This window comes from Pseudomonas frederiksbergensis (assembly GCF_001874645.1).
Lineage (GTDB): Bacteria > Pseudomonadota > Gammaproteobacteria > Pseudomonadales > Pseudomonadaceae > Aquipseudomonas > Aquipseudomonas frederiksbergensis_B.
The window spans coordinates 1,875,114-1,899,959 of the sequence record NZ_CP017886.1; the positions used below are offsets into that span (position 1 = coordinate 1,875,114).

General features: G+C 59.0%; 25 protein-coding genes. 13 read left to right on the top strand and 12 right to left on the bottom strand.

The features are described 5' to 3' along the window. Positions 1-5 precede the first annotated feature (5 nt). Genes mlaD through BLL42_RS09340 form a run of 3 tightly spaced genes read right to left on the bottom strand, consistent with a single transcriptional unit; the run spans position 6 to position 2,079 of the window. Positions 6-473, bottom strand: a complete 468-nt coding sequence (mlaD, locus tag BLL42_RS09330; protein ID WP_071551799.1) for an outer membrane lipid asymmetry maintenance protein MlaD — start codon at positions 471-473, stop codon at positions 6-8. Beyond that, positions 473-1,270, bottom strand: a complete 798-nt coding sequence (mlaE, locus tag BLL42_RS09335; protein WP_071551800.1) for a lipid asymmetry maintenance ABC transporter permease subunit MlaE — start codon at positions 1,268-1,270, stop codon at positions 473-475. Before mlaE ends, mlaD begins: the two co-directional genes overlap by 1 nt. Then, positions 1,270-2,079, bottom strand: coding sequence for an ATP-binding cassette domain-containing protein (locus tag BLL42_RS09340; protein ID WP_071551801.1), 810 nt, complete (start codon positions 2,077-2,079; stop codon positions 1,270-1,272). The genes mlaE and BLL42_RS09340 overlap by 1 nt, the downstream gene beginning before the upstream one ends. Positions 2,080-2,355: 276 nt before the next feature. Here BLL42_RS09340 and BLL42_RS09345 point away from each other — a divergent pair, with 276 nt between their 5' ends. The 10 genes from BLL42_RS09345 (at position 2,356) to BLL42_RS09390 (ending at position 9,417) form a co-directional block, all read left to right on the top strand. After that, positions 2,356-3,330: a KpsF/GutQ family sugar-phosphate isomerase gene (locus BLL42_RS09345; RefSeq protein WP_071551802.1), complete on the top strand. Its 975-nt coding sequence runs from the start codon at positions 2,356-2,358 to the stop codon at positions 3,328-3,330. Beyond that, positions 3,330-3,854, top strand: a complete 525-nt coding sequence (locus BLL42_RS09350; RefSeq protein ID WP_071551803.1) for a KdsC family phosphatase — start codon at positions 3,330-3,332, stop codon at positions 3,852-3,854. Before BLL42_RS09345 ends, BLL42_RS09350 begins: the two co-directional genes overlap by 1 nt. A 7-nt stretch (positions 3,855-3,861) precedes the next feature. Beyond that, a complete protein-coding gene (gene lptC / locus BLL42_RS09355; protein WP_071555725.1) occupies positions 3,862-4,434 on the top strand; it encodes an LPS export ABC transporter periplasmic protein LptC in 573 nt (190 codons plus the stop codon). Beyond that, complete coding sequence (gene lptA / locus BLL42_RS09360; RefSeq protein WP_071551804.1) at positions 4,421-4,966, top strand: lipopolysaccharide transport periplasmic protein LptA; 546 nt, start codon at positions 4,421-4,423, stop codon at positions 4,964-4,966. Before lptC ends, lptA begins: the two co-directional genes overlap by 14 nt. Beyond that, positions 4,966-5,691 (top strand): LPS export ABC transporter ATP-binding protein, encoded by a 726-nt coding sequence (gene lptB / locus BLL42_RS09365; RefSeq protein ID WP_019691895.1) that lies wholly within the window; start codon positions 4,966-4,968, stop codon positions 5,689-5,691. The genes lptA and lptB overlap by 1 nt, the downstream gene beginning before the upstream one ends. Positions 5,692-5,874: 183 nt before the next feature. Beyond that, complete coding sequence (locus BLL42_RS09370; protein ID WP_071551805.1) at positions 5,875-7,368, top strand: RNA polymerase factor sigma-54; 1,494 nt, start codon at positions 5,875-5,877, stop codon at positions 7,366-7,368. Positions 7,369-7,477: 109 nt separating this feature from the next. Further along, positions 7,478-7,786 carry a ribosome hibernation-promoting factor, HPF/YfiA family gene (gene hpf, locus BLL42_RS09375; protein ID WP_071551806.1) on the top strand — a complete coding sequence of 103 codons (309 nt, stop codon included), beginning with the start codon at positions 7,478-7,480 and terminating at the stop codon, positions 7,784-7,786. A 12-nt stretch (positions 7,787-7,798) separates the two neighbouring features. Beyond that, complete coding sequence (gene ptsN, locus BLL42_RS09380) at positions 7,799-8,263, top strand: PTS IIA-like nitrogen regulatory protein PtsN (protein ID WP_071551807.1); 465 nt, start codon at positions 7,799-7,801, stop codon at positions 8,261-8,263. A gap of 2 nt (positions 8,264-8,265) precedes the next feature. Next, entirely contained in the window at positions 8,266-9,123 is an 858-nt protein-coding gene (gene rapZ / locus BLL42_RS09385; protein WP_071551808.1) for an RNase adapter RapZ, read from the top strand. 15 nt (positions 9,124-9,138) lie between these two features. Next, entirely contained in the window at positions 9,139-9,417 is a 279-nt protein-coding gene (locus BLL42_RS09390; protein WP_071551809.1) for an HPr family phosphocarrier protein, read from the top strand. 176 nt (positions 9,418-9,593) lie between these two features. Here the strand turns inward: BLL42_RS09390 and pmbA are convergent, their stop codons facing one another. Continuing rightward, positions 9,594-10,940 (bottom strand): metalloprotease PmbA, encoded by a 1,347-nt coding sequence (gene pmbA, locus BLL42_RS09395; RefSeq protein WP_071551810.1) that lies wholly within the window; start codon positions 10,938-10,940, stop codon positions 9,594-9,596. Positions 10,941-11,048: 108 nt separating this feature from the next. On the opposite strand from pmbA, the gene yjgA reads away from it, so the two are divergent. Continuing rightward, positions 11,049-11,573: a ribosome biogenesis factor YjgA gene (gene yjgA, locus BLL42_RS09400; protein WP_071551811.1), complete on the top strand. Its 525-nt coding sequence runs from the start codon at positions 11,049-11,051 to the stop codon at positions 11,571-11,573. A 107-nt stretch (positions 11,574-11,680) separates the two neighbouring features. Here the strand turns inward: yjgA and tldD are convergent, their stop codons facing one another. The 8 genes from tldD to mreB form a co-directional block, all read right to left on the bottom strand. Next, positions 11,681-13,123 (bottom strand): metalloprotease TldD, encoded by a 1,443-nt coding sequence (gene tldD, locus BLL42_RS09405; protein ID WP_071551812.1) that lies wholly within the window; start codon positions 13,121-13,123, stop codon positions 11,681-11,683. A gap of 5 nt (positions 13,124-13,128) precedes the next feature. After that, on the bottom strand, positions 13,129-13,989 hold the full coding sequence (locus BLL42_RS09410; RefSeq protein WP_071551813.1) for a carbon-nitrogen hydrolase family protein: 861 nt from the start codon (positions 13,987-13,989) through the stop codon (positions 13,129-13,131). 68 nt (positions 13,990-14,057) lie between these two features. Further along, the gene (locus BLL42_RS09415; protein WP_071551814.1) at positions 14,058-17,861 is read right to left on the bottom strand and encodes a YhdP family protein; all 3,804 of its coding nucleotides are present in this window, start codon (positions 17,859-17,861) and stop codon (positions 14,058-14,060) included. A gap of 69 nt (positions 17,862-17,930) precedes the next feature. Further along, positions 17,931-19,388 (bottom strand): ribonuclease G, encoded by a 1,458-nt coding sequence (rng, locus tag BLL42_RS09420; protein WP_071551815.1) that lies wholly within the window; start codon positions 19,386-19,388, stop codon positions 17,931-17,933. Positions 19,389-19,433: 45 nt separating this feature from the next. Continuing rightward, positions 19,434-20,051, bottom strand: a complete 618-nt coding sequence (locus BLL42_RS09425) for a Maf family protein (protein WP_071551816.1) — start codon at positions 20,049-20,051, stop codon at positions 19,434-19,436. Between the two features lie 40 nt (positions 20,052-20,091). Beyond that, the gene (mreD, locus tag BLL42_RS09430) at positions 20,092-20,574 is read right to left on the bottom strand and encodes a rod shape-determining protein MreD (protein WP_071551817.1); all 483 of its coding nucleotides are present in this window, start codon (positions 20,572-20,574) and stop codon (positions 20,092-20,094) included. Next, positions 20,574-21,695: a rod shape-determining protein MreC gene (gene mreC, locus BLL42_RS09435; RefSeq protein ID WP_269086213.1), complete on the bottom strand. Its 1,122-nt coding sequence runs from the start codon at positions 21,693-21,695 to the stop codon at positions 20,574-20,576. Before mreC ends, mreD begins: the two co-directional genes overlap by 1 nt. 142 nt (positions 21,696-21,837) lie before the next feature. Then, positions 21,838-22,875 (bottom strand): rod shape-determining protein MreB, encoded by a 1,038-nt coding sequence (mreB, locus tag BLL42_RS09440; protein ID WP_002555108.1) that lies wholly within the window; start codon positions 22,873-22,875, stop codon positions 21,838-21,840. 210 nt (positions 22,876-23,085) lie between these two features. Between mreB and gatC the strand changes: the two genes are divergently transcribed. Beyond that, on the top strand, positions 23,086-23,373 hold the full coding sequence (gatC, locus tag BLL42_RS09445; RefSeq protein WP_019691880.1) for an Asp-tRNA(Asn)/Glu-tRNA(Gln) amidotransferase subunit GatC: 288 nt from the start codon (positions 23,086-23,088) through the stop codon (positions 23,371-23,373). Between the two features lie 16 nt (positions 23,374-23,389). After that, positions 23,390-24,841 carry an Asp-tRNA(Asn)/Glu-tRNA(Gln) amidotransferase subunit GatA gene (gene gatA / locus BLL42_RS09450; RefSeq protein WP_071551819.1) on the top strand — a complete coding sequence of 484 codons (1,452 nt, stop codon included), beginning with the start codon at positions 23,390-23,392 and terminating at the stop codon, positions 24,839-24,841. Positions 24,842-24,846 lie beyond the last annotated feature (5 nt).

Consider the following 24,846-nt stretch of genomic DNA (forward strand, 5'->3'; position numbering starts at 1 on the left):
ACTCCTTATTTGGCGTCTTTGCTAACGGTGTTGAGCAGGAATTTACCGATCAGGTCTTCAAGCACCAGCGACGACTGCGTGTCATGGATAGTTCCACCATCCTTGAGCAGGGCCTGTTCCCCGCCCACGCTGATACCGATGTACTTCTCGCCCAACAGGCCCGCGGTGAGAATAGATGCAGTGGAGTCCGTCGGCAGATTATCTACGCGTTTCTCCAACTGCAGCGTCACTCGACCGGTGAAACTGTCGCGATCCAGATCGATAGCCGTGACCTTGCCGATGGTCACACCGGCCATGGTCACTTTTGATCTGACCGTCAAACCGGCGATATTGTCGAAATACGCATAAAGTTTATAGCTGTCGGTGCTCGAAACAGGGGACAGTCCACTGACCCGCAGAGCAAGCAACACTAAAGCCAGGATGCCAGCCAGCAAGAAAAGGCCGACACCGATTTCCAGGGTGCGGTTTTGCATCAGAAATCTCCAAACATCAAGGCAGTCAAAATAAAGTCCAGGCCGAGAATGGCCAATGAGGCATACACCACGGTCTTGGTGGTGGCACGACTGATCCCTTCTGAAGTGGGCTCGCAGTCATAGCCTTGGAACACGGCGATCCAGGTCACGACAAAGGCAAAGACGATGCTTTTAATGATGCCATTGAGCACATCACCGTCAAATGTCACGCTGTTTTGCATGTTCGACCAGTAGGAGCCTTCATACACACCCAACCAGTCGACAGCCACCCAGGAACCACCCCAGATACCGACCACGCTGAAAATCATCGCCAGCAGCGGCAGGGAAATGAAGCCGGCCCACAGGCGCGGGGCAATAATGTACTTGAGCGGGTCGACGCCAATCATTTCCAGACTGGACAACTGCTCGGTGGACTTCATGTTGCCGATTTCAGCGGTCAACGCAGAACCGGCACGCCCGGCGAACAGCAACGCGGTCACCACCGGTCCCAGTTCACGCAGCAGCGTCAGCGCAACCATCTGCCCGACCGCCTGCTCCGAACCGTAACTGGACAAAATGTTGAAGCCTTGCAGCGCCAGCACCATGCCGATGAATATCCCGGAGACCACGATGATCACCAGGGACATCACGCCGACCGAGTGCAGTTGCTTGACCAGCAAGCCAAATGCGCCACTGATGCCACCACGCCCCAGCAGGGCGTGAAACAGAAACAGCGATGAGCGACCGAGTACCGCGATGCTGTCGATGCCGGCCTGGCCGAATCGACGAACTCTCTCTATTAGTGAAATCTTGCGCATCAGCGCTTCCCCAGAAGATCTGCGCGGTAATCCGTCGCTGGAAAGTGGAACGGTACCGGCCCGTCTGGATCACCCTTCATGAATTGGTGAATCCGCGGATTATCGGAGTTCATCAGCTCATCGGGAGTCCCCTGCCCCAACACCTGCCCATCGCCCACGACATACAGGTAATCGGCAATGCTCGCGGTTTCAGCCAGATCATGGGAGACCACGATGCTGGTGATGCCCAAGGCGTCGTTAAGCAGACGGATCAGGCGTACCAGAACGCCCATGGCGATCGGGTCCTGACCGACAAATGGCTCGTCGTACATCAAAATTTGCGGATCGAGGGCAATGGCCCGTGCCAGCGCGACACGACGTTTCATGCCGCCGGACAGCTCATCGGGCATCAGGTCGATGGCACCGCGCAACCCCACCGCCTGCAATTTGAGCAAGACGATGTCACGGATCATTTCATCCGGAAGTTGGGTGTGAACACGCAACGGAAAGGCAATGTTTTCGAAAACATCGAGGTCCGTGAACAGCGCGCCGCTCTGGAACAGCACGCCCATATGCTTGCGCGCATCAAACAGATCGCTACGAGACAGCGTGGGTAAATTTTGCCCGTTGACCCACACTTCGCCACTTGAAGGGCGCAACTGCGCGCCCATCAGGCGCAACAGTGTGGTTTTTCCGCAACCGGAAGGTCCCATGATGCCGGTGACCTTACCGCGCGGAATGCGAATATCGACGTTATTGAAAATGCTGCGCGCGCCGCGCTTGAAGGACACTCCCTTCAGCTCGACCGCGTAGGCGTTATCGGCACTCATCTAAACTCCTTGCGATGCAAGCCTCTCACTCGGACGCCGCGCTCTCTGCCGAGAGCACATACATCCTGGGCAGGCCGAACTGGCGACGAACTATATCACTGCTAACACAAAGCGCCCAAGGCCGAAGCCAGCGGCGTTCAGCATCAAGACAGGCAAAAAGCCGCACGTTTCATCGTTTAGGGGAGCAGCCTGAACAAAGCACGACGAACTAACGTGAGGGATTTGATCATTACCGCTATAATCGCCGCCTTTTCATCAGGCTATACGATTTCTGACATGAGCCAATCCAGCGACCTGATTCAATCAGCACAACGCACCATCCGCCTCGAGCTTGAAGCCGTAGAAGGCTTGCTGGCCCACATCGACGCAGATTTCGTACGCGCTTGCGAGATGATTCTGGCCAGCAAAGGCCGCGTGGTTGTGGTCGGCATGGGTAAATCCGGGCACATCGGCAACAAGATTGCGGCCACCCTCGCCAGCACCGGCACCACGGCTTTTTTCGTACACCCGGCCGAAGCCAGTCATGGCGACATGGGCATGATCACTCGCGATGACATCATCCTCGCGCTGTCGAACTCCGGCTCCACCAACGAAATCGTCACGCTACTGCCACTGATCAAGCGTCTGGGCATCAAACTGATCAGCCTGACCGGCAATCCTGATTCGCCATTGGCGAAGGCTGCCGAAGTGAACCTCAATGTTCATGTCGAGCACGAAGCGTGCCCGCTGAACCTGGCACCGACCTCGTCCACCACGGCGGCGCTGGTAATGGGTGATGCACTGGCCGTTGCCTTGCTGGAGGCCCGCGGTTTCACTGCCGAAGACTTCGCGTTTTCACACCCTGGCGGCGCTCTGGGTCGCCGCTTGTTGCTGAAAGTCGAAAATGTCATGCACGCGGGCCAGGAGTTGCCGCAAGTCGTGCGCGGCACCCTGCTCAAAGACGCGCTGATGGAAATGACCCGCAAGGGCCTGGGCATGACCGTGGTACTGGAAGCTGACGGCAAACTCGCCGGCATTTTCACGGACGGCGACCTGCGCCGCACACTGGACCGGACCATCGACATCCATCAAACCACCATTGACGACGTCATGACGCCTCATGGCAAGACGGCGCGCGCCGAAATGCTCGCCGCCGAAGCCCTGAAAATCATGGAAGACCACAAAATCAGCGCACTGGTGGTGGTCGACAGCGAGGACCGTCCGGTGGGCGCCTTGAACATGCACGATTTGCTGCGTGCGGGAGTCATGTAATGAGCACGGACCTGCTGCAACGTGGCAAAAACATCAAACTCGCGGTTTTCGACGTCGATGGCGTGCTGACCGACGGTCGCCTGTACTTTCTCGAAGACGGCAGTGAGTTCAAGACGTTCAACACCCTCGACGGCCAGGGCATCAAGATGCTGATGGCCTCCGGCGTGACGACCGCCATCATCAGTGGACGCAAGACCCCGGTGGTCGAGCGTCGCGCCAAAAACCTTGGCATTCCTCACCTGTACCAGGGCCGCGAGGACAAACTGGTGGTGCTCGACGAGCTTCTGGCGCAACTGGGCCTAAGCTATGAACAGGTTGCCTACCTGGGCGACGACCTGCCGGACCTGCCGGTGATTCGCCGTGTTGGTCTGGGCATGGCAGTGGCCAACGCCGCCAGCTTCGTCCGCGAACAGGCTCATGGCATCACTCAGGCCCGTGGCGGCGAAGGTGCTGCTCGCGAGTTCTGCGAGCTGATCCTGCGCGCCCAGGGCAACCTTGAAGCGGCTAATGCCGCGTACCTGTGAGCCACTTATGCTGAGCAAGAAGATTCGCAACATACTGTTTTTCGGGGTTATTGCCGCGCTACTCGCGGCCGTTGGCTACTGGAACATCAGCCCGGAACGTTTTCTCGACAAACCGGTAGCGCACGTCGACGAGAGCCAGATCGACTACTACGCCATCAACGCCCACAGCGTGCAGTATCTGCCCGATGGTAAATTGCAGTACGACTTGACGTCCGACAAGGTCGAGCACATCAAAGCCACCGACATCACCCTGCTGACCAAGCCCGACCTGAACATGTACCGGGGCACTGCATTCCCCTGGCACGTCCAGAGCGAACGTGGCGAGGTCAATTCGGGCGGCACCGAAGTTGAATTGATCGACTCGGTACGTATCGCACGTACGGATGAGCAGAACCGTCCGATGCTGATTACCAGTAGTCGTATGACTGTATTCCCGCAACAGCAATATGCGCAGACCGAGCAAGCCGTTAGAATCGACGGCGCTGGTGGTGTATCGACTGGTAACGGAATGAAAGCGTATTTGAAAGACAGCAGGATACACCTGCTATCGAACGTAAGAGGACAGTATGAGGCTCGTTAAAACTCTCCCTATTTTGCTCAGTCTGGGCGCAGCACTGGGAAGCGTGAGCGCCTGGGCTCTGCCGAACGATAGCCAGCAACCCATTCGCATTCAGGCTGACGACGCTCAGCTGGATGACAAACAGGGCATCGCCACCTACAAAGGTGACGTGATCATCATCCAGGGCTCGATGAAAATCACCGGCAACACTGTGACCATCACCCGCACCAAAACCGGCGATATCGATGTCGTGACCTCGGTGGGCAACCTGGCGTATTTCGAGCAACTGCAGAAGGTTGGCGATCCGCAGCCGGTCAAGGGTTATGGGGTAACTATCCAGTACCATGCCGCGCAAAACCGCATCGTACTGATTGACCGCGCCAAGGTGATCAACGAAGGCAACACCACCGAAGGCGAGAAAATCGTCTACGACACCGTCAAGCAGGTTGCTAACGCAGGCCGCGCTACCGGCGCCTCGGTGACTGCGCCGCGCCCACGGGTCGACATGGTTATCCAGCCGAAAAAGAAAACCGACGAGCAGAAGGCCCAGTAATGGCAACTCTGAAAGCTCAGCATCTGGCCAAGAGCTACAAGAGCCGCCAGGTCGTGCGTGACGTCAGCCTGTCGATCGACAGCGGCCAGATCGTTGGCCTGCTTGGCCCGAACGGCGCCGGCAAGACGACCTGCTTCTACATGATCGTGGGCCTGGTTCAGGCCGATCAGGGGCGCGTACTGATCGACGACCTGGACGTCAGCCACCAGCCAATGCACGGGCGTGCACGAGCGGGTATCGGCTATCTGCCACAAGAAGCGTCGATCTTCCGCAAACTCTCGGTCGCCGACAACATCATGGCCATCCTCGAGACCCGCAAGGAACTCGACAAGGCCGGTCGTCGCAAAGAGCTGGAAAGCCTGCTGCAGGAATTCCACATCAACCACATCCGCGACAACCTCGGCATGAGCCTTTCCGGTGGCGAACGTCGCCGCGTGGAAATCGCTCGCGCCCTGGCCACGGCACCAAAATTCATCCTGCTCGACGAACCTTTCGCCGGCGTGGACCCGATTTCGGTGGGCGACATCAAGCAGATCATTCATCACCTCAAGGCCAAGGGTATCGGCGTGCTGATCACGGACCACAACGTTCGTGAAACCCTGGACATCTGCGAAACCGCCTACATCGTCAACGACGGCCAACTGATTGCCGAAGGCGACGCCGAAACCATCCTGGCCAACGACCTGGTCAAGGAAGTGTATCTGGGCCATGAGTTCCGCCTGTAAGCACTGAGGTGTCCGGTCAGTCGTCGGAGCGCTTGTCCCAATAAAAAACTAAACGTATTTATTGTTACAGCGCTCTAGGCAAACACTTCAGTTTCAGGCATATAATTTGCTTATGTTTGGCGCTCCGGCGCCCTGTAGTGGATGGCGCATGTGCGCCGGCGAATAAGGTGTTAAGCCCCTGCCATGAAACCATCGCTAGTCTTGAGAATGGGCCAGCAGCTGACGATGACACCGCAGCTGCAACAGGCCATCCGCCTGCTCCAATTGTCGACCCTGGACCTGCAACAGGAAATCCAGGAGGCATTGGAGTCCAATCCAATGCTCGAACGCCAGGAAGAAGGCGACGACTTCGATAACGCCGACCCGATGGCGGACAACATCGAGCAGAAACCCAATACCGATATCCAGGAACCCTCCTACCAGGAAACCGCCCCCACGGTAGATAACCTCGAGGAAGGCGACTGGAACGAGCGCATCCCTAACGAACTGCCGGTCGACACCGCTTGGGAAGACGTTTACCAGACCAGCGCCAGCAGCCTGCCGAGCAACGATGACGACGAATGGGACTTCACCACTCGCACCTCCGCCGGTGAGAGCCTGCAGAGCCATCTGCTCTGGCAATTGAACCTGGCGCCGATGTCCGACACCGATCGGCTGATCGCGGTGACCCTGATCGACTGCATCAACAACCAGGGCTATCTGGACGAAACCCTCGAGGAAATTCTCGAAGCCTTCGATCCGGAACTGGACATCGAGCTCGACGAGATCGAAGCCGTCCTGCATCGCATCCAGCAATTCGAGCCGGCCGGTATCGGTGCACGCAACCTCAGCGAATGCCTGTTGCTGCAACTGCGCCAATTATCCGCCAAGACCCCTTGGCTGGCCGAGGCCAAGCGCCTCGTCATCGATTACATCGACCTGCTGGGCAGCCGCGACTACAGCCAGCTGATGCGCCGCATGAAGCTCAAGGAAGATGAACTGCGCCAGGTCATCGAACTGGTACAGAGCCTCAACCCGCGTCCGGGCTCGCAAATCGAGTCCAGCGAAGCCGAGTACGTGGTTCCCGACGTCATCGTGCGCAAAGACAACGAGCGTTGGCTGGTCGAGCTGAACCAGGAGTCGGTTCCGCGTCTGCGCGTCAACCCGCAATACGCCGGTTTCGTCCGTCGCGCCGACACCAGCGCCGACAACACCTTCATGCGTAATCAGTTGCAGGAAGCGCGCTGGTTCATCAAGAGCCTGCAAAGCCGCAACGAAACCCTGATGAAAGTCGCCACCCAGATCGTCGAGCACCAGCGCGGCTTTCTTGAATATGGCGATGAGGCAATGAAGCCGTTGGTCCTGCATGACATCGCCGAAGCGGTCGGCATGCACGAATCGACGATTTCACGGGTGACCACGCAAAAATTCATGCATACCCCACGCGGTATTTATGAACTGAAGTACTTTTTCTCCAGCCACGTCAGCACCTCTGAAGGCGGTGAATGCTCGTCCACAGCGATCCGCGCGATCATCAAAAAACTGGTTGCCGCGGAAAATCAGAAAAAGCCGTTGAGTGACAGCAAGATCGCTGGTTTACTGGAGGCACAAGGCATTCAGGTGGCCCGTCGCACCGTCGCCAAGTACCGCGAGTCTCTGGGGATCGCGCCTTCGAGCGAACGCAAGCGATTGATGTGACGGGCTACGCCACAGCGTTCCAGGGTGTGTTCGAAAACTTTTCGGACACGCTCTAGTGGCAGGCAAACCAGCCTGCCACCTTATGCACTGGCAACGAAGGAGAAGCTGTATGCAAGTCAATATCAGTGGACACCAACTGGAAGTGACCGAACCCCTGCGCAAATACATCGGCGAAAAACTCGACCGATTGGAAAGGCATTTCGACAAGATCACCAACGTGCAGGTCACGATGACCGTCGAGAAGCTGTTGCAGAAAATCGAAGCCACGCTGCATATCCCCGGTGGAGAAGTGGTCGCCAACGCTGAGCATAACGACATGTATGCCGCGATTGACGCCCTGACCGACAAACTGGATCGCCAACTCAAAAAGCATAAGGAAAAGACCCAGGGCCAGCTCCAAGGCGCAACCGGTCGTTAATACTCCCAACCCATGATCCGACTTGAAAACATCCTGACCCCCGGCCGTTCTTTGGTGAACGTGCCGGGCGGCAGTAAAAAGAAAGCCCTCGAACAAATTGCCAACCTGATCGCCCGCGAAGTGCCGAGTCTGGCCATGCAGGATGTCTTCGAGAGCCTGGTCGCCCGTGAAAAACTTGGCTCCACCGGTTTTGGCAACGGCATCGCCATCCCACACTGCCGTCTCAAAGGCTGCGAGTCGCCCATCAGTGCCTTGATGCACCTGGACGCCCCTATAGATTTCGACGCCATCGATGGTGCTCCGGTCGACCTGCTGTTCGTTTTGCTGGTCCCGCAAGCCGCTACCGATGCGCACCTGGAGCTGCTCCGCCAGATCGCCAGCATGCTTGATCGTAAAGAAGTCCGCGATCGCCTGCGTAGCGCAAAAAGTAATGAAGCCTTGTACCAGGTTGTCCTCGACGAGCAGAACGGTCACTAATCATGCGCTTGATCATCGTCAGCGGCCGCTCTGGCTCAGGTAAAAGCACTGCCCTTGATGTACTGGAGGACAACGGCTACTACTGCATCGACAATCTGCCGGCCGGTCTGTTGCCAGAACTGGCCGAGCGCGCACTGGTTCATACCGAACTGGCGCAGCCACTGGTCGCTGTTTCCATCGATGCGCGTAACCTGCCGAGCCATCTGTCACGTTTTCCGGAGCTGCTGGAAGAAGTGCGCAGTCGGCACATTCAATGCGATGTGCTGTACCTGGACGCCGACGAAGAAACCCTGCTCAAGCGTTTCTCGGAAACCCGCCGCCGTCACCCACTGAGCAACGCCAACCGCTCGCTGGCCGAAGCCATCGATGACGAGACCAATCTGCTGGGACCGATTGCTGACCTGGCCGACCTCAAGGTCAACACCACCAACCTGAACCTGTATCAGTTGCGCGATACCATCAAGCTGCGGCTTCTGAACCAGCCAGAGCCGGGCACTGCGTTTTTGGTGGAATCCTTCGGCTTCAAGCGGGGCATGCCGGTGGATGCCGATCTGGTATTCGACGTACGTTGCTTGCCAAACCCGTACTGGAAGCCGGAACTGCGCGCTCAATCCGGGCTTGACCAGCCGGTTGCCGAGTATCTGGCGGCTCAGCCGGATGTCGAAGAGATGTTCCAGGACATCTCCACTTACCTGCTCAAATGGCTGCCGCGCTTTGCTGCCAGCAACCGCGCTTACGTCACCATCGCCATTGGCTGCACCGGCGGGCATCACCGCTCCGTCTACCTGACCGAACGTCTGGGTCAGGTCCTGCAACAATCCCTGAAGAACGTCCAGGTCCGCCACCGCGACCTTAGCTAAAGGATTCACACCGCGATGCCTGCTCTGGAAATTGAAATCATCAACAAACTGGGTCTGCATGCCCGTGCTTCCGCCAAATTTGTGGGCAAAGCTGCGGAGTTTCCCTGTGAGATCAGAGTGGGCCGCACCCCTGACGTGAACAAGATGGTCGATGGCAAGAGCATCATGTCCATGATGATGCTGGCCGCTGGCAAGGGAACGACGATCCACCTTAACGCAGAAGGTGAGCAAGCTCAGGATGCGCTGGATGCGTTGAAGGAACTGATCAACAACTATTTCGGCGAAGGCGAGTAAAGGATCGTCCGAACGCGGCCCGAGCCGGCGGCAGCTCCTACATGACGTGTGTTCGACGCGATATTCATTTGAACCCTGATCCCGTAGGAGCTGCCGTAGGCTGCGATCTTTTTCGCAGCCATTAAAAAAGCGCGCCACCCAATGGGTGGCGCGCTTTTTTGCATAACGGTAAAAGTTTAGCTGCCCGCCACCGTCATCCGCTCGATCAACACCGAACCGGTGCGAATGTTGCTGCGAAGCTCCAGGTCATTACCCACCGCAATGATCTGCTTGAACATATCGCGCATGTTGCCGGCGATAGTCACCTCCTGGACCGCGAACTGGATTTCACCGTTCTCGACCCAGAAACCCGCCGCGCCGCGAGAGTAGTCACCCGTGACCATGTTCAAGCCCTGACCCATCAATTCGGTCACCAACAAGCCACGCCCCATGCGCCGTAGCAACGCCGCCTGGTCTTCGTCGCCGTGGGTGACGAACAGATTGTGCACGCCACCGGCGTTGGCGGTGCTTGGCATGCCGAGTTTGCGTCCGGAATACGTACCCAGCACATAAGACACCAACTCACCCTTCTCGACGAACGGCTTGGCGTAAGTCGCCAGACCATCACCATCAAACGCCGAACTGCCCAAGGCGCGCATCAGGTGTGGACGCTCATCGATAGTCAGCCATTCAGGGAAAAGCTTCTGGCCCAGCGCGCCTTCAAGGAACGATGACTTGCGGTACAGGTTGCCACCCGAAATCGCCCCCAGGAAACTGCCGAACAGACCGCCCGCCAGTTCTGCGGAAAACAGCACCGGCACTTCGCAGGTCGGCACCGGACGTGCACCCAAGCGGCTGGCTGCACGTTGCGCCGCACGTTGACCGATGCTGACCGGATCGGCCAGCAGATTGCCCTGGCGATTGACGTCATACCAATAGTCGCGCTGCATCTGGCCGTCAGCCTCGGCGATCATCACGCAGCTCAAGCTGTGACGCGTCGACGCATAACCGCCGATAAAACCATGGCTGTTGCCGTACACACGGCAGCCCTGATGAGTGCTCAAGGTGGTGCCATCGGCGTTCTTGATCCGGCTGTCGGTGGCAAACGCCGCCGCTTCGCAGGCCAGCGCTCGCTCGATCGCTTGTTCCGGGGTGATGTCCCATTCATGGAACAGGTCGAAGTCCGGAAAGTCCTTGGCCATCAGCGCGGCGTCGGCCAGGCCCGAGTGCTCGTCTTCGGAGGTGTGTTTAGCGATAGCCAGGGCGGCGGCGACGGTTTCGCGAATCGCCTCGGGGCCACTGGCCGATGTACTGGCCGAGCCTTTGCGCTGGCCCACATACAAGGTGATGCCAAAGCCCTGATCACGGTTGAATTCAACGGTTTCGACTTCCCGCTGACGCACCGAGGTCGACAGGCCCTGCTCCAGAGACACAGCCACTTCGCAGGCACTTGCGCCCTGACGCCTGGCTTCTGCGATGATCTGCTCGACTTGCTCTTGCAGTGCCGGCAACGCTTGTGGGCCGACGCTTTCAACTGCACTCATGCTGTTCTCCACTCAAATTCTGCTTTCGGTTAAGGTCATCGAACGACCGGGCCGGACAAGCGGCCCCCGACTGGTTATCATGGCGGCGTTTCTTTGCGGACTGCCACCATGGTTGATTCTTACGACGACTCCCTCGACGGGGGAGAAAAAAGCAAAACCCAGGTCAAACGCGAGCTGCATGCTCTGGTTGACCTTGGCGAGCGCCTTACAACACTCAAGCCTGACTTGCTGGCAAAGCTGCCGTTGACCGACGCCTTGCGCCGGGCTCTGGCCGACGCGCCCAAGCACACCGCGAACATCGCGCGTAAACGGCACCTGCAGTTCATCGGCAAGCTGATGCGCGATCAGGACACCAGCGCCATTCTGTCGCTGCTTGACCAACTCGATGCCTCCACTCGCCAGTACAACGAACGTTTCCACGGCCTGGAGCGCTGGCGCGATCGCTTGATCTCCGGCGACGATGCCGTCATGGAAAAATTCGTCGTCGATTACCCGGAAGCGGATCGTCAGCAACTGCGCTCCCTTATCCGTCAGGCCCAGCATGAGCTTGCGCAAAACAAGCCTCCTGCTTCCAGCCGAAAAATCTTCAAGTACATCCGTGAGCTGGACGAGACTCAACGCGGTTTGCGCTGAATAACCTCGCCCCTGTAGGAGCTGCCGCAGATTCGGGCCGCGTTCGGACGATCTTTGCTTTTAAAAGATCAAAAGATCGCAGCCTGCGGCAGCTCCTACACATCTTTTTACGCGCCCGTGCCACCCACGGTGATCGCGTCAATTTTCAAGGTTGGCTGGCCGACACCCACCGGCACCGACTGACCATCCTTGCCGCACGTCCCGACTCCGCTGTCCAGCGTCAGGTCGTTACCGACCATCGACACCCGGCTCATGGCTTCCGGACCGTTACCGATCAACGTTGCCCCTTTGACGGGCGCGGTAATCTTGCCGTCCTCGATCAGGTACGCCTCGCTGGTGGAGAACACGAACTTGCCACTGGTGATGTCGACCTGACCACCGCCCAGGTTGGCGCAGTAGATACCCTTCTTCACCGAAGCAATGATTTCTGCCGGATCACTTTCGCCGCCGAGCATGTAAGTGTTGGTCATGCGCGGCATCGGCAGGTGCGCGTAAGACTCGCGACGACCGTTACCGGTGCGCGCCAATCCCATCAGGTGAGCATTGAGCTTGTCCTGCATGTAGCCCTTGAGCACGCCGTTTTCAATCAGTGTGGTGCACTCGGTCGGGGTGCCTTCGTCGTCGATACTCAGCGATCCGCGGCGACCAGCCAATGTGCCATCATCGACGATGGTGCAGAGTTTGGACGCAACCATTTCACCCATGCGGCCGCTGTAGGCCGAACTGCCTTTACGGTTGAAGTCGCCTTCCAGACCATGACCGACCGCTTCGTGCAGCAACACGCCGGACCAGCCCGAACCCAAAACCACCGGCAAGGTGCCGGCCGGTGCCGGAATGGCTTCGAGATTCACCAGCGCCTGACGCAACGCCTCACGGGCGTAGCCCATGGCACGGTCTTCAGCGAGGAAATAGCGGTAATCGGTACGCCCGCCGCCGCCATGACCACCCCGTTCGCGGCGACCGTTCTGCTCGACGATCACGCTGACATTGAAGCGCACCAGCGGTCGCACATCCGCCGCCAGACCACCGTCAGTGGAGGCCACCAGAATCCGTTCCCAGACTCCGGCCATGCTCACGGTGACTTGCTGGATACGCGAATCGAGCGCGCGAGTGGCCACGTCGATACGCTTGAGCAACTCGACCTTCTCGGCGCGAGTCATCACTTCCAGTGGGTTGTCGGGCCCGTACAGGCGGGCAACGTCTTGGGTACTGAACGCTTGCACCGTACCGTTTTGCCCGGCACGAGAGATCGAACGAGCAGCACGGGCTGCCAGGCCCAGGGCTTCAAGGGTGATCGCATTGCTGTAGGCAAAACCGGTTTTTTCACCCGATTGCGCACGCACGCCGACACCCTGATCGAGGTTGAAGCTGCCTTCCTTGACGATGCCGTCTTCCAGCGCCCAGGACTCGGAAATCTGTCCCTGGAAATACAGGTCGGCCGCATCGATGCCCGGGCCGGCCAGATCTCCCAGCACGCTTTGCAGGTTCTCGATCGTCACGCCGCCCGGCGCAAGCAGATGTTCACTGACTGAGGACAACAACTCGCTCATAGGTTTTACGCCTTAATTCCACGTTCTGAGGCAGGTCGCTGCGCGCCCTGCGAGAAAAAGCGCCGGTGACTGGATACCGGCATCCGCGCCCGGATGGACGCCTGTTCGCTGCTATCGCGTTCGGCCAGCAGCACGGCCTCACCTTGATCCTGTTCCGCCAGCACACGCCCCCACGGGTCAACAATCGCCGCATGGCCAAAGGTCTCACGCGGTCCCGGATGAATTCCACCCTGGGCGGCCGCCAACACGTAACACTGAGTTTCGATGGCTCGCGCACGAATCAACACTTCCCAATGGGCCGCGCCTGTCACCGCAGTAAACGCTGACGGTGCGGTGATCAGTTCTGCCCCGGCGGCGCGCAATTCGCTGTACAGCTCCGCAAAGCGCAAGTCATAGCAAACCGTCAGGCCAACCCGACCGACCGGCGTATCGGCAACCACCACCTTACTGCCATGAGCATAGTCATCGGATTCGCGGTAGCGTCCACGATTGTCCGCCACATCGACATCGAACAAATGCAACTTGTCATAGCGTGCCACCGTTTCACCGTGCTCATCGATCAGTAACGAGCAGGCATTGGACTTCGCCTGCGGTTGATCCACCGGCGGTAACGGCAAGGTGCCGGCCACTATCCATAACTTGAGGTCGCGAGCGGTCTGTTTCAACCAGGGCAGGATCGGGCCTTCGCCCAAGGCCTCGGCGCGACCGATGTCAGCGATGTCACGACGGCCCATGGCCGCAAAGTTTTCCGGCAACACCGCCAGGCGCGCACCGCCCGCTGCCGCCTGCTCGAGCAGGTGCCGAGCCTGGATCAGGTTGGCCGGCACATCGCTCTGGCTGACCATTTGAATCACCGCAAGAGACATGGCCCACTCCGTATCAGGTATGCGGCCATGCTACTCCATAGGGCGAACCGTGGCTTTTCAAAAAAAATTCAGAAAGGTTTGTCGTAAGTAATTTTCGGCTCTTTCCACGGGCCTTTGATGGTGTATTTGACGCTGGCAAAGCGCGCCATGCGATCACCGATCAGCTTGTCGATCAGAAACAGCGCACCGCCTACCGCTGGCGCACCGACAATCAGTGCTGCAATCGGTAAATTATTGGTCAACGGCAAGGTCACCAACAGATTCGCATCGACCCTGTCGCCTACCAGGTCCAGCGTGCCGTTGAGTTCCAGGTTACTCGACGGGCCGGTCATGATGATGGGTTCACGCGTGACGTAAACACCATTGCTGGCCACCAAAAGGCCCTTGACCCGGTCGTAACTCAGGCCTTTGCCGAACAGGTCGGAGAAGTCCAGGCGCAAACGACGGCCGATCGAGTTGAAGTTAAGCAGGCCAAACACCCGCAACGCCTGCGCGCCACCTTCGACTTCGACGAACTGACCTTTGCGTAGCGTCGCATCCAGGCTGCCTGAGTAACGCTTCGGACCGACCCAGGCCGGGGAGCCGGGCCAGCGGCCGTCGATGTCCATATGAAACTCTTCGCTGGTCACCGTCGGCGCGAAGCCCCAGCCCTTGAGCACATCCCCAAGGTTCTTGCCCTCAAGACGCCCCTTGTACCAACTGCTGCTGGCACCCGCCACGCCTTCCCAGCCACCCGCGCCCTGCAGTTGCATGCCTTTGAGGCCCAGATTCATGCTGTTGAAGGCAATGCCCTTGACGATTGGACGGACCTTCAGCGACCAGGCGCCCACCAGGTCGGCGCCCTGATACAGCTCGTCAATCTTGATATCCAGTGCAGGAATTTTCGTTGGGTCGACCGAAGCCAGCGGGTCCGGTGCATTTTCGTCGGCCTGCACCTTCGGATCAGGCGCCGGCAACCGCACGTATTGCAGGTTGATCGCAATCGGCGCGGACTTGGCGTCGGGAATCCCGACACTGCCTTTGGCCTGCTGGCTATCGAGTTGCAACGCCCAGGCTGTCGGCTTGCGATCCAGTTGCAGGCGGGCCTGATCCAGCGTGGTACCAAAACCCGTGAGCTTGTCGACCTTGAAGTCTGCGCCACTGAGCAATTGCTTGGCGCTACCGCCCGGGTCCTGCCCGGCGTACCGATCAATCAGGGCTTTCCATGGCTCGACATCCAGCTCGGACAGCACGCCCCGTACGCGCAGGCCTTTATCGCCCGGCAACAGCGCGTTGCCGCTACCCAGGAACAACTCGCCACGGCCATCGGCAAAATTGCCGCTGGGCGCTGCGAAGGTGAAGTCCGCCAGATCACCATAGTCGAACCAGTAACGCCGCTCTGGCCCTTGCAGGGTCATACGGAACACCGTGTTGCGACCTTGCGCAGCAGGCATGCCGAACGGTGCCGGCAAGTCGACTGCCACGCCCTTGAGACTGGAACTGACCATCAACTGGCTGTCGGCGCCGCCGAGGTTGAGCTGCAACTGATAAGGGATCGTCCCGGAAACCGGTAACGGCTGAGTGACGTTCAGCCAATCGGTGAGTTTTTTCACCCCCACCTGGCCGTTGGCGGTGACGCGGGTGTTGAGTTTTCCGGGGCTGCCTTCGGCATAAATCTGAGCACTGATCGGCCGTTCAAAGGCCTGTGCCGTAATGTTCTGGCCACTGAGCCCCTTGGCACTGTCAAAGCGGAAATCACCTTTGAGCTGCGTCAGCTCAAGCACAGGATCACTCAGCTTCAGACGCGATTTGGCGGTTTTGAAGTCGACCACAATCTTCGGCTCTTCGCCCTTGGCCAAGGGGATATCCAGTTTCAGACTGCCCTGCAATTCACCCTCGCCCTGCCAACCGGCGAAGGTCGGCCCCGTACCGATCGGCGCCTCCTGAAGAATCTTCAGGCCATCACCCAGACCACCGGCGAACGTGCCGTCGAGGAACAGGTGAGGGTTCTGTCCGGCAGGCGCATGGGGGATGTTGACGTAGATATCGCGAACCTGGGTGTCGAGCAACTGGCCCTTGCTGGCCAGAATGCGCACCCCACTGTCCTCGATGAACACATCGCCGCTGACCTTGCCGACATGCGGCCAACCCGGCTGGAAAGCCAGCTCGGCGTCATGCACTTTGAAGAACAGGCTGATGCTGCGTGCCGCGGCGATGGCATCGTGGTTCAGCGACCCCTGATACTGAAAGAAACCTTCATCTACCGCACCTTTGAGAATCGCCGTACGCAGCCATTCATCCAGCGCCGGGCTCAAGACCTCGGGCAGGTACTTGGCGGTGTAACGTCCATCACCTTCCAGCAGACCGACCCGCAGGTCCATGTAATCTTCCTGGGTGTGATCGAAATGCAGGCGAATCAGGAAGTCGCCGGCAATCTTGCCCTCTTCGCCCAGTACCTTCAGGTACGGCGCAATCAGGGTGAAACCTTGTTGATCGAGTTTCCAGGTCAACCGGGCATTGGCCTGGATGTACTGCCAGGGATGGGCGAAGATCGGGTCCAGGTGCAAGGAAAAATCCTTGCTGTCCATGCGCAGTTCGCCTTGGCCGAGGTCGCCGCTGATGCTCCCGGATACGTTACGCGCCGCCGGGGCACCGTGATAAGCATCAAACCCGACGCGCTCAAGATTGGCGGCGAAGCTGAATTTGCTGTCATCGGTCGCCTCGGGCCGGACGTCGATCAGCACGTTGCGCAAAGCACCGGTGACCTTGAGCCGCTCGACCACCGTGGCGAAGTCTTTGGGCAGCGGCCCCAGAGCATTCAGCAATGGTGTGATCGGGGCGAGGTCGAAGCGATCGGCTTGCAGGTGCCAGAGCTCCGGGGTCTTTTCAGTGGTCGCGGTCTGTTGAAGTTGCAGATGGGTTTCCCAACGGGTTTCCCCAAGGGTCATGGCCAGAGAATCGAAGGACACCTGGAAACCTTCGGTACCGCGCTGGAAATACCCGTTGAACGCCAGATTGTCGATCTTGATCGGTGTACGTTCGGCGTAGGCACCCTTGATTTGCGGCGCATTGAGACGAACCGCGGCGCGTTGCAGGGTGCCCTTGCTCCAGTTAACCCAAAGCTCGCCACCGGCCTTGATCTCGGAAAAATTCCATTGCTGGGTCAAGCGCTCGGGCAACCATTTCGACCAGTCACTTTGTGGCAGGCTAAGGTAGGCATCGACTTCGGCCGCTTGCCACTGATCGGCACGAATCCGGCTGCTCAGACTCATGGCCAGCGGCTGGCCGTCAGGCAAGGTCAGACGAACGTCGAGGCGCTGATGGCTGACGCCGGGTTTAAGGTTCAGACCGACATAGGTCAGGGTCAGCGGCACATGGTCGATCGGCAGCAAAGTAATCTGGCTGTCGAGCACCGACAACTGCGCCACCCTCTGCATACGGTTGAGCAGTTGCTCGGGGTCCAGTGGCTGATCCTTCTGCACCGGCAAGCCTTCAAGCGACCACTGACCGTCCTGACCTTCCTTGAGGCTGATTTTCAGGCCATTGAGTTCCAGGTGTGCGATCTGCACCGCACGCGACAACAGACTGGCCCAGACATCCGGCACCACCCGCACCTGATCCAGGTGCAAGGCATTGGCGCCATCACCGACCGTCACATCGTGGGCCAGCAAAATCGGCGCCATACCACTCCAGCGCCCCTCCAGGCCACCGATCTGCAATGGCATGCCCAACGCTTCACGGGCCTTGGCTTCGACGTCCGCGCGATACTCGGCGACCAACGGAATAAACTCGCGACCGAGGCTGACGTACAGCGCCGCCAGCACCAGCAATAACGCACAAAGCCCCAGCCCCCAGCGGGTCAATGTGGTCAAAATGCGGATCAGACGATCCATGTCAGTTGGCTCCCATGGCGAAATCGTGCAGCAAGCTGAGGCCGGCCGTTAGTAATAAAACACAGCGGATCAGAGCAGCACCACGTCGTATTGTTCCTGGGAGTACATGGTTTCTACCTGAAAACGAATGGTTCGCCCGATAAAACCTTCAAGTTCCGCGACATTGCCTGACTCTTCGTCGAGCAACCGGTCAACCACTTTCTGGTTAGCCAGTACGCGATAGCCTTCAGCCTGATAGGCGCGGGCTTCACGCAAGATCTCCCGAAAGATTTCATAACACACGGTTTCCGGGGTCTTGAGCTTGCCACGGCCCTGGCAGCTGCTGCACGGCTCGCAGAGCACTTGCTCGAGACTTTCGCGTGTGCGCTTGCGCGTCATCTGCACCAGGCCCAACTCGGTGATACCGATGATGTTGGTCTTGGCGTGATCGCGCTCCAGCTGTTTCTCCAGCGTACGCAGCACTTGGCGCTGATGCTCCTCATCTTCCATGTCGATGAAGTCGATGATGATGATCCCGCCCAGATTACGCAGGCGCAACTGCCGGGCAATCGCAGTGGCCGCTTCCAGGTTGGTCTTGAAGATAGTCTCTTCAAGATTGCGGTGTCCGACGAACGCACCAGTATTCACATCAATGGTACTCATGGCTTCTGCCGGATCGACCACCAGATAACCACCGGACTTGAGCGGCACTTTGCGCTCCAGTGCCTTTTGAATTTCGTCTTCGACGCCATACAGATCGAAAATCGGCCGTTCGCCCGGGTAGTGCTCCAGACGGTCGGCGATTTCCGGCATCAGCTCGGCAACGAACTGCGTGGTTTTCTGGAAGGTTTCCCGCGAGTCGATGCGGATCTTCTCGATCTTCGGGCTGACCAGATCGCGCAAGGTGCGCAGGGCCAGGCCGAGGTCTTCGTAGATCACGTTCGGTGCGCTGACGGTCTTGATCTGCGCGCCAATCTGATCCCAGAGGCGGCGCAGGTAACGGATGTCCATCAGGATCTCATCGGCACCGGCGCCTTCAGCAGCAGTGCGCAGAATGAAACCGCCCGCCTCCTTGATGCCTTCCTTCGCGACACAATCGGTGACCACTTGCTTGAGGCGTTCGCGCTCGGATTCATCCTCGATTTTCAGCGAAATACCGACATGAGCCGTGCGCGGCATGTACACCAGATAGCGCGAGGGAATCGACAGCTGGGTCGTCAGGCGTGCGCCCTTGGAACCGATCGGATCCTTGGTGACCTGCACCACCAGGCTCTGACCTTCATGCACCAGTGCGCTGATGCTTTCCACCGCTGGGCCTTCACGCAGGGAAATTTCCGAGGCGTGGATAAAGGCCGCCCGGTCCAGACCGATATCGACAAATGCCGCCTGCATGCCTGGCAGAACGCGAACGACCTTGCCTTTATAAATATTGCCGACAATCCCGCGACGCTGGGTGCGCTCGACATGAACCTCTTGCAGAACACCGTTTTCGACCACCGCCACGCGCGATTCCATCGGCGTGATGTTGATCAGAATCTCTTCACTCATGGCAAGGTCTCGTTCAGGCATATTCACGATTATGGCCGCATCAAGTCAGTACGACGCTGGGCGCGCGATAAGGTTTTGCCAACAGGGTATGCCGAAATGGCCGAGCAGCTCGAAGGTTTCGCACAGCGGCAGGCCGACCACGGCGGAGTAACTGCCGTTGAGTTCTGCGACAAACACCGCGCCGAGGCCTTGAATGCCGTAGCCGCCAGCCTTGTCCCGTGGCTCGCCGCTGGCCCAGTAGGCCGCTGCCTCTTTATGACTGATAAAGCGAAAACGCACCAGGCTGCGCACCACGCGTGATTCGCAATATTGGCCATCAAGCACGGCGATGGCGGTCAGCACTTCATGTTCACGCCCCGACAGGCTCATCAACATGCTCAACGCCTGCGCTTCGTCAAGCGGTTTGCCAAGAATCTGCCCATCGAGCACCACAGCCGTATCGGCACCCAACACACAAATGGGGGCACCCGGTTCGTTGAGCGCCAGCTGCGCACGACCGGCCTCGGCCTTGCCGCGCGCCAGACGCTCGACATAGGCCGCAGGGGACTCGTTAGTCAGAGGGGTTTCATCGATGTCCGCGATGATGGCGGTGAACGGCACGCCGATCTGCGTGAGCAGTTCACGCCGACGCGGTGAGCCTGAGGCGAGGTAAAGCGGATTCATCAAGACATCTCCCTGTCAGAGTGGCAAATGCCTGACCGAATTAATTGATTTTGTAACGGCGGCTCAACCCACGCAATCCGAAGCTGACCCAAGGCCAGAGCAACGCGCTGATCAGCGCTGGTAAAAGTACGGCCAATGTTTGACGGTTACCGGTCAAGGCGCTGAGCCACAGTTGCAGCAGTTGTGCGAGCCCCAGGATCACCAGAATCACCAGGCTTTGCTGCCACATCGGAAACATCCGCAAGCGCGGTCGCAGCGACATGATCAGAAAGGTGATCAGGGTCAGAATCAGCGCGTTGTGTCCCAGCAAGGTTCCGAACAGCACGTCTTGCATCATGCCCAGACACCAGGCCGTGAGCATCCCGACTTTCTCCGGCACTTCCAATGCCCAATACGCCAATGGCAGTGCGACGAACATTGGACGCAGGATCTCGACATGCGGGAACGGTACGATACTGAGCAACAAGGCGATGACAAACGTCAGCCAGATCATCCAGCCATTACGTGGTCGAGTACTGGCCATTATTCTCTCCCCTGAATGGTGGTTTCAGGCGCCGTGGCAGGCGGTTTGGCCGCAGCTGGCTTTGGCGCAGCGGGTGGCTTGGCCGCTACGGGATGCGCAGCAGGCTTGGCCGGGGTCGAAGATTTGGTTGCAGGCTTGGCCGTCACGGGTGTGGCCGTTGCTGCCGCAGGTGTCGTAGCGGCTGCCGGGGCAACAGTGGCGACAGGTTTAGGCACGGTCGCCGGCACGATCGCCGCGCCGCCAGGATGCTGATCCGCATCCTGGGCCTGAGCCGCTTCGTTGGCGCGCTCTTCCGGGGTGCGGCCGTCGCTGAACACCAGCAACATGTAACGACTGCGATTGAGCGCTGCGGTCGGCACTGCACGTACGATGGCGAACGGCTGACCAGAATCGTGGATCACTTCCTTGACGGTCGCCACCGGGTAACCGGCCGGGAAGCGCTGACCGAGGCCGGAGCTGACCAGCAGATCGCCCTCTTTAATATCAGCCGTGTCCGCAACGTGACGCAATTCCAGGCGTTCCGGATTGCCAGTGCCGCTGGCAATCGCCCGCAAACCGTTACGGTTCACTTGCACAGGAATGCTGTGGGTCGTGTCGGTCAGCAGCAACACCCGTGAGGTGTAAGGCATCAGTTCGACCACCTGCCCCATCAAACCACGGGCATCGAGTACCGGTTGGCCGAGTACCACGCCGTCGCGCTCACCTTTGTTGATGATGATGCGATGGGTGAAGGGGTTGGGATCGACGCCGATCAACTCGGCCACTTCGACCTTCTCGTTGACCAGTGCCGACGAATTGAGCAACTCGCGCAACCGAACGTTCTGCTCGGTCAAGGCCGCAAGCTTTTGCATGCGCCCCTGCAGCAGCAGGTTTTCAGTCTTGAGTTTTTCGTTTTCAGCCACCAGCTCGGTACGGCTGCCAAATTGACTGCTCACACCCTGCCACAACCGCTCCGGCAGGTCGGTGATCCAATAGGCGTCCATCAAGACCAGCGACATCTGACTGCGCGCAGGCTTGAGCACTTCAAAGCGGGCATCGACCACCATCAGCGCGACCGATAGCACGGCCAGCACCAGAAAGCGCACGCCCATTGAGGGGCCTTTGGCGAAAAGCGGTTTAATAAGCCGCTCCTCCCAGGCAAATGTTCTCTTTATTCATACGGCATCAAACCGGCCTGGATGCAGACTGACAGAAGATAAACGCCAACAGGCAGCACTGCAAAGTGCTGCCTGCGCGTCAACAGCATAGAAGCACCCGGCGAAATCACTCGCTGGAGAGCAGGTCCATGGTGTGTTTATCCATCATTTCCAACGCACGGCCACCACCACGGGCAACACAGGTCAGCGGGTCTTCGGCAACGATCACCGGCAGACCGGTTTCCTGGGCCAGCAACTTGTCGAGGTCACGCAGCAAGGCGCCACCACCGGTCAGTACCAGACCACGCTCGGCGATATCCGACGCCAGTTCCGGCGGCGATTGCTCCAGCGCGCTTTTCACGGCCTGAACGATAGTTGCCAGGGACTCTTGCAGAGCTTCCAGCACTTCATTGGAGTTCAGGGTGAATGCACGTGGAACGCCTTCAGCCAGGTTACGGCCGCGAACGTCGACTTCGCGAACTTCACCGCCCGGGTAGGCCGTACCGATTTCCTGCTTGATGCGCTCGGCGGTGGATTCACCGATCAGGCTGCCGTAGTTGCGACGCACGTAAGTGATGATCGCTTCGTCAAAGCGGTCGCCGCCAACCCGTACGGATTCGGCGTAAACCACACCGTTCAGGGAGATCAATGCGATTTCAGTGGTACCACCACCGATATCGACGACCATCGAACCGCGAGCTTCTTCTACCGGCAGGCCGGCACCGATCGCAGCAGCCATTGGCTCTTCGATCAGGAACACTTCACGGGCACCGGCACCCAGGGCCGATTCACGGATGGCACGACGTTCAACCTGAGTGGATTTGCATGGAACGCAGATCAGCACACGAGGGCTAGGCTGCAGAAAGCTGTTTTCGTGAACCTTGTTGATAAAGTACTGCAGCATCTTTTCGCAGACGCTGAAGTCGGCGATGACGCCGTCCTTCATCGGACGAATGGCAGCAATGTTGCCCGGTGTACGACCGAGCATGCGCTTGGCCTCGGTGCCGACAGCAACGACACTTTTCTGATTACCGTGCGTCCGAATAGCCACAACCGATGGTTCATTCAGGACGATACCGCGCTCGCGCACGTAAATAAGGGTGTTGGCAGTGCCCAGGTCAATGGAAAGATCGCTGGAAAACATGCCACGCAGTTTCTTGAACATGGGAAAGGGACCCTAGGCAACGCGTGGGTAAAAAAGTGCGGCAAACTCTAACAACGACAGGGATTTTGGGCAAGGCGCCAATATGTTAAATTGGCCGCTTTTCTGTGCACCAAACCCCACAATCGCGGCCTTATGACCGTAGAAATGCGGTAGTGTTCCGACAATCTAACACACGGACGACGTCCGTTCTGTTTTCCACTGGAGAATCCCATGGCGCTTGAACGCTCCGACGTGGAAAAAATCGCTCATCTGGCCAGCCTTGGCCTCAATGATGCCGATCTTCCACACATCACTTCGGCCCTGAACAGCATTCTCGGGCTGGTCGACGAAATGCAGGCTGTCAATACCGACGGTATCGAGCCTCTGGCCCACCCACTGGAAGCCAGTCAGCGCCTGCGTGCAGACGTCGTGACCGAGTCCAATCACCGCGAGGCCTATCAGTCCATCGCACCAGCGGTCGAAAACGGCCTGTACCTGGTTCCGAAAGTCATCGACTAAAGGGAAAGAGCCTGCAATGCATCAATTGACTCTGGCCGAGATCGCCCGCGGACTCGCCGACAAAAAGTTTTCCTCCGAAGAGCTGACCAAAGTGCTGCTGGCGCGTATCGCCCAGCTCGACCCTCAGCTCAACAGTTTCATCAGTGTCACCGAAGAGCTCGCACTGACGCAGGCGAAAGCCGCGGACGTACGCCGGGCCAACGGCGAGAGCGGTGCCCTGCTCGGTGCGCCGATCGCTCACAAAGACCTGTTCTGCACCCAGGGCATTCGCACCAGCTGCGGCTCGAAGATGCTCGACAACTTCAAGGCGCCGTATGACGCCACCGTGGTCGCCAAGCTGGCTGCTGCCGGGGCCGTGACCCTGGGCAAGACCAACATGGACGAATTCGCCATGGGCTCGGCCAACGAGTCGAGCTACTACGGCGCGGTGAAAAACCCCTGGAACCTCGAACACGTACCCGGCGGTTCGTCCGGAGGTTCGGCGGCAGCGGTTGCCGCTCGTCTGTTACCTGCGGCGACCGGCACCGACACCGGTGGCTCGATCCGACAGCCGGCAGCACTGACCAACCTCACCGGCCTGAAACCGACGTACGGTCGTGTTTCGCGCTGGGGCATGATCGCTTACGCCTCCAGCCTCGATCAGGGCGGCCCGTTGGCGCGCACGGCTGAAGACTGCGCGATCCTGCTGCAAGGCATGGCCGGTTTCGACCCGCAAGACTCCACCAGCATCGATGAACCCGTGCCGGATTACAGCGCCAGCCTCAACGGCTCGCTGCAAGGTCTGCGCATCGGCGTGCCGAAGGAATACTTCAGCGCAGGTCTCGACCCGCGCATCGCCGAACTGATCCACAACAGCGTCAAGGCGCTGGAAAAGCTCGGCGCGGTGGTCAAGGAAATCAGCCTGCCGAACATGCAGCACGCGATTCCTGCGTACTACGTGATCGCTCCGGCAGAAGCCTCTTCCAACCTGTCGCGTTTCGACGGCGTGCGTTTCGGCTATCGCTGCGAAAACCCGAAAGACCTGACTGACCTGTACAAACGTTCGCGCGGCGAAGGTTTCGGCCCGGAAGTGCAGCGCCGGATCATGGTCGGCGCCTACGCGCTGTCGGCCGGTTACTACGACGCCTACTACCTGAAGGCGCAAAAGATCCGTCGCCTGATCAAGAACGACTTCATGGCGGCCTTTAATGAGGTCGACATCATCCTCGGCCCAACCACGCCGAACCCGGCCTGGAAACTCGGCGCCAAGAACAGCGACCCGGTCGCTGCGTACCTGGAAGACGTCTACACCATCACCGCCAACCTCGCGGGCCTGCCGGGCTTGTCGATGCCTGCCGGTTTCGTCGAGGGTCTGCCGGTCGGCGTGCAACTGCTCGCCCCGTATTTCCAGGAAGGCCGTCTGTTGAACGTCGCCCACCAGTATCAGCTCAACACTGACTGGCACACCCGCACCCCGACAGGCTTCTGAGGAGA

Coding starts and splice junctions, on each gene's coding strand:
- mlaD (WP_071551799.1), bottom strand. CDS start 473: ATGCAAAACCGCACCCTGGAAATCGGTGTCGGCCTTTTCTTGCTGGCT.
- mlaE (WP_071551800.1), bottom strand. CDS start 1,270: ATGCGCAAGATTTCACTAATAGAGAGAGTTCGTCGATTCGGCCAGGCC.
- BLL42_RS09340 (WP_071551801.1), bottom strand. CDS start 2,079: ATGAGTGCCGATAACGCCTACGCGGTCGAGCTGAAGGGAGTGTCCTTC.
- BLL42_RS09345 (WP_071551802.1), top strand. CDS start 2,356: ATGAGCCAATCCAGCGACCTGATTCAATCAGCACAACGCACCATCCGC.
- BLL42_RS09350 (WP_071551803.1), top strand. CDS start 3,330: ATGAGCACGGACCTGCTGCAACGTGGCAAAAACATCAAACTCGCGGTT.
- lptC (WP_071555725.1), top strand. CDS start 3,862: ATGCTGAGCAAGAAGATTCGCAACATACTGTTTTTCGGGGTTATTGCC.
- lptA (WP_071551804.1), top strand. CDS start 4,421: ATGAGGCTCGTTAAAACTCTCCCTATTTTGCTCAGTCTGGGCGCAGCA.
- lptB (WP_019691895.1), top strand. CDS start 4,966: ATGGCAACTCTGAAAGCTCAGCATCTGGCCAAGAGCTACAAGAGCCGC.
- BLL42_RS09370 (WP_071551805.1), top strand. CDS start 5,875: ATGAAACCATCGCTAGTCTTGAGAATGGGCCAGCAGCTGACGATGACA.
- hpf (WP_071551806.1), top strand. CDS start 7,478: ATGCAAGTCAATATCAGTGGACACCAACTGGAAGTGACCGAACCCCTG.
- ptsN (WP_071551807.1), top strand. CDS start 7,799: ATGATCCGACTTGAAAACATCCTGACCCCCGGCCGTTCTTTGGTGAAC.
- rapZ (WP_071551808.1), top strand. CDS start 8,266: ATGCGCTTGATCATCGTCAGCGGCCGCTCTGGCTCAGGTAAAAGCACT.
- BLL42_RS09390 (WP_071551809.1), top strand. CDS start 9,139: ATGCCTGCTCTGGAAATTGAAATCATCAACAAACTGGGTCTGCATGCC.
- pmbA (WP_071551810.1), bottom strand. CDS start 10,940: ATGAGTGCAGTTGAAAGCGTCGGCCCACAAGCGTTGCCGGCACTGCAA.
- yjgA (WP_071551811.1), top strand. CDS start 11,049: ATGGTTGATTCTTACGACGACTCCCTCGACGGGGGAGAAAAAAGCAAA.
- tldD (WP_071551812.1), bottom strand. CDS start 13,123: ATGAGCGAGTTGTTGTCCTCAGTCAGTGAACATCTGCTTGCGCCGGGC.
- BLL42_RS09410 (WP_071551813.1), bottom strand. CDS start 13,989: ATGTCTCTTGCGGTGATTCAAATGGTCAGCCAGAGCGATGTGCCGGCC.
- BLL42_RS09415 (WP_071551814.1), bottom strand. CDS start 17,861: ATGGATCGTCTGATCCGCATTTTGACCACATTGACCCGCTGGGGGCTG.
- rng (WP_071551815.1), bottom strand. CDS start 19,388: ATGAGTGAAGAGATTCTGATCAACATCACGCCGATGGAATCGCGCGTG.
- BLL42_RS09425 (WP_071551816.1), bottom strand. CDS start 20,051: ATGAATCCGCTTTACCTCGCCTCAGGCTCACCGCGTCGGCGTGAACTG.
- mreD (WP_071551817.1), bottom strand. CDS start 20,574: ATGGCCAGTACTCGACCACGTAATGGCTGGATGATCTGGCTGACGTTT.
- mreB (WP_002555108.1), bottom strand. CDS start 22,875: ATGTTCAAGAAACTGCGTGGCATGTTTTCCAGCGATCTTTCCATTGAC.
- gatC (WP_019691880.1), top strand. CDS start 23,086: ATGGCGCTTGAACGCTCCGACGTGGAAAAAATCGCTCATCTGGCCAGC.
- gatA (WP_071551819.1), top strand. CDS start 23,390: ATGCATCAATTGACTCTGGCCGAGATCGCCCGCGGACTCGCCGACAAA.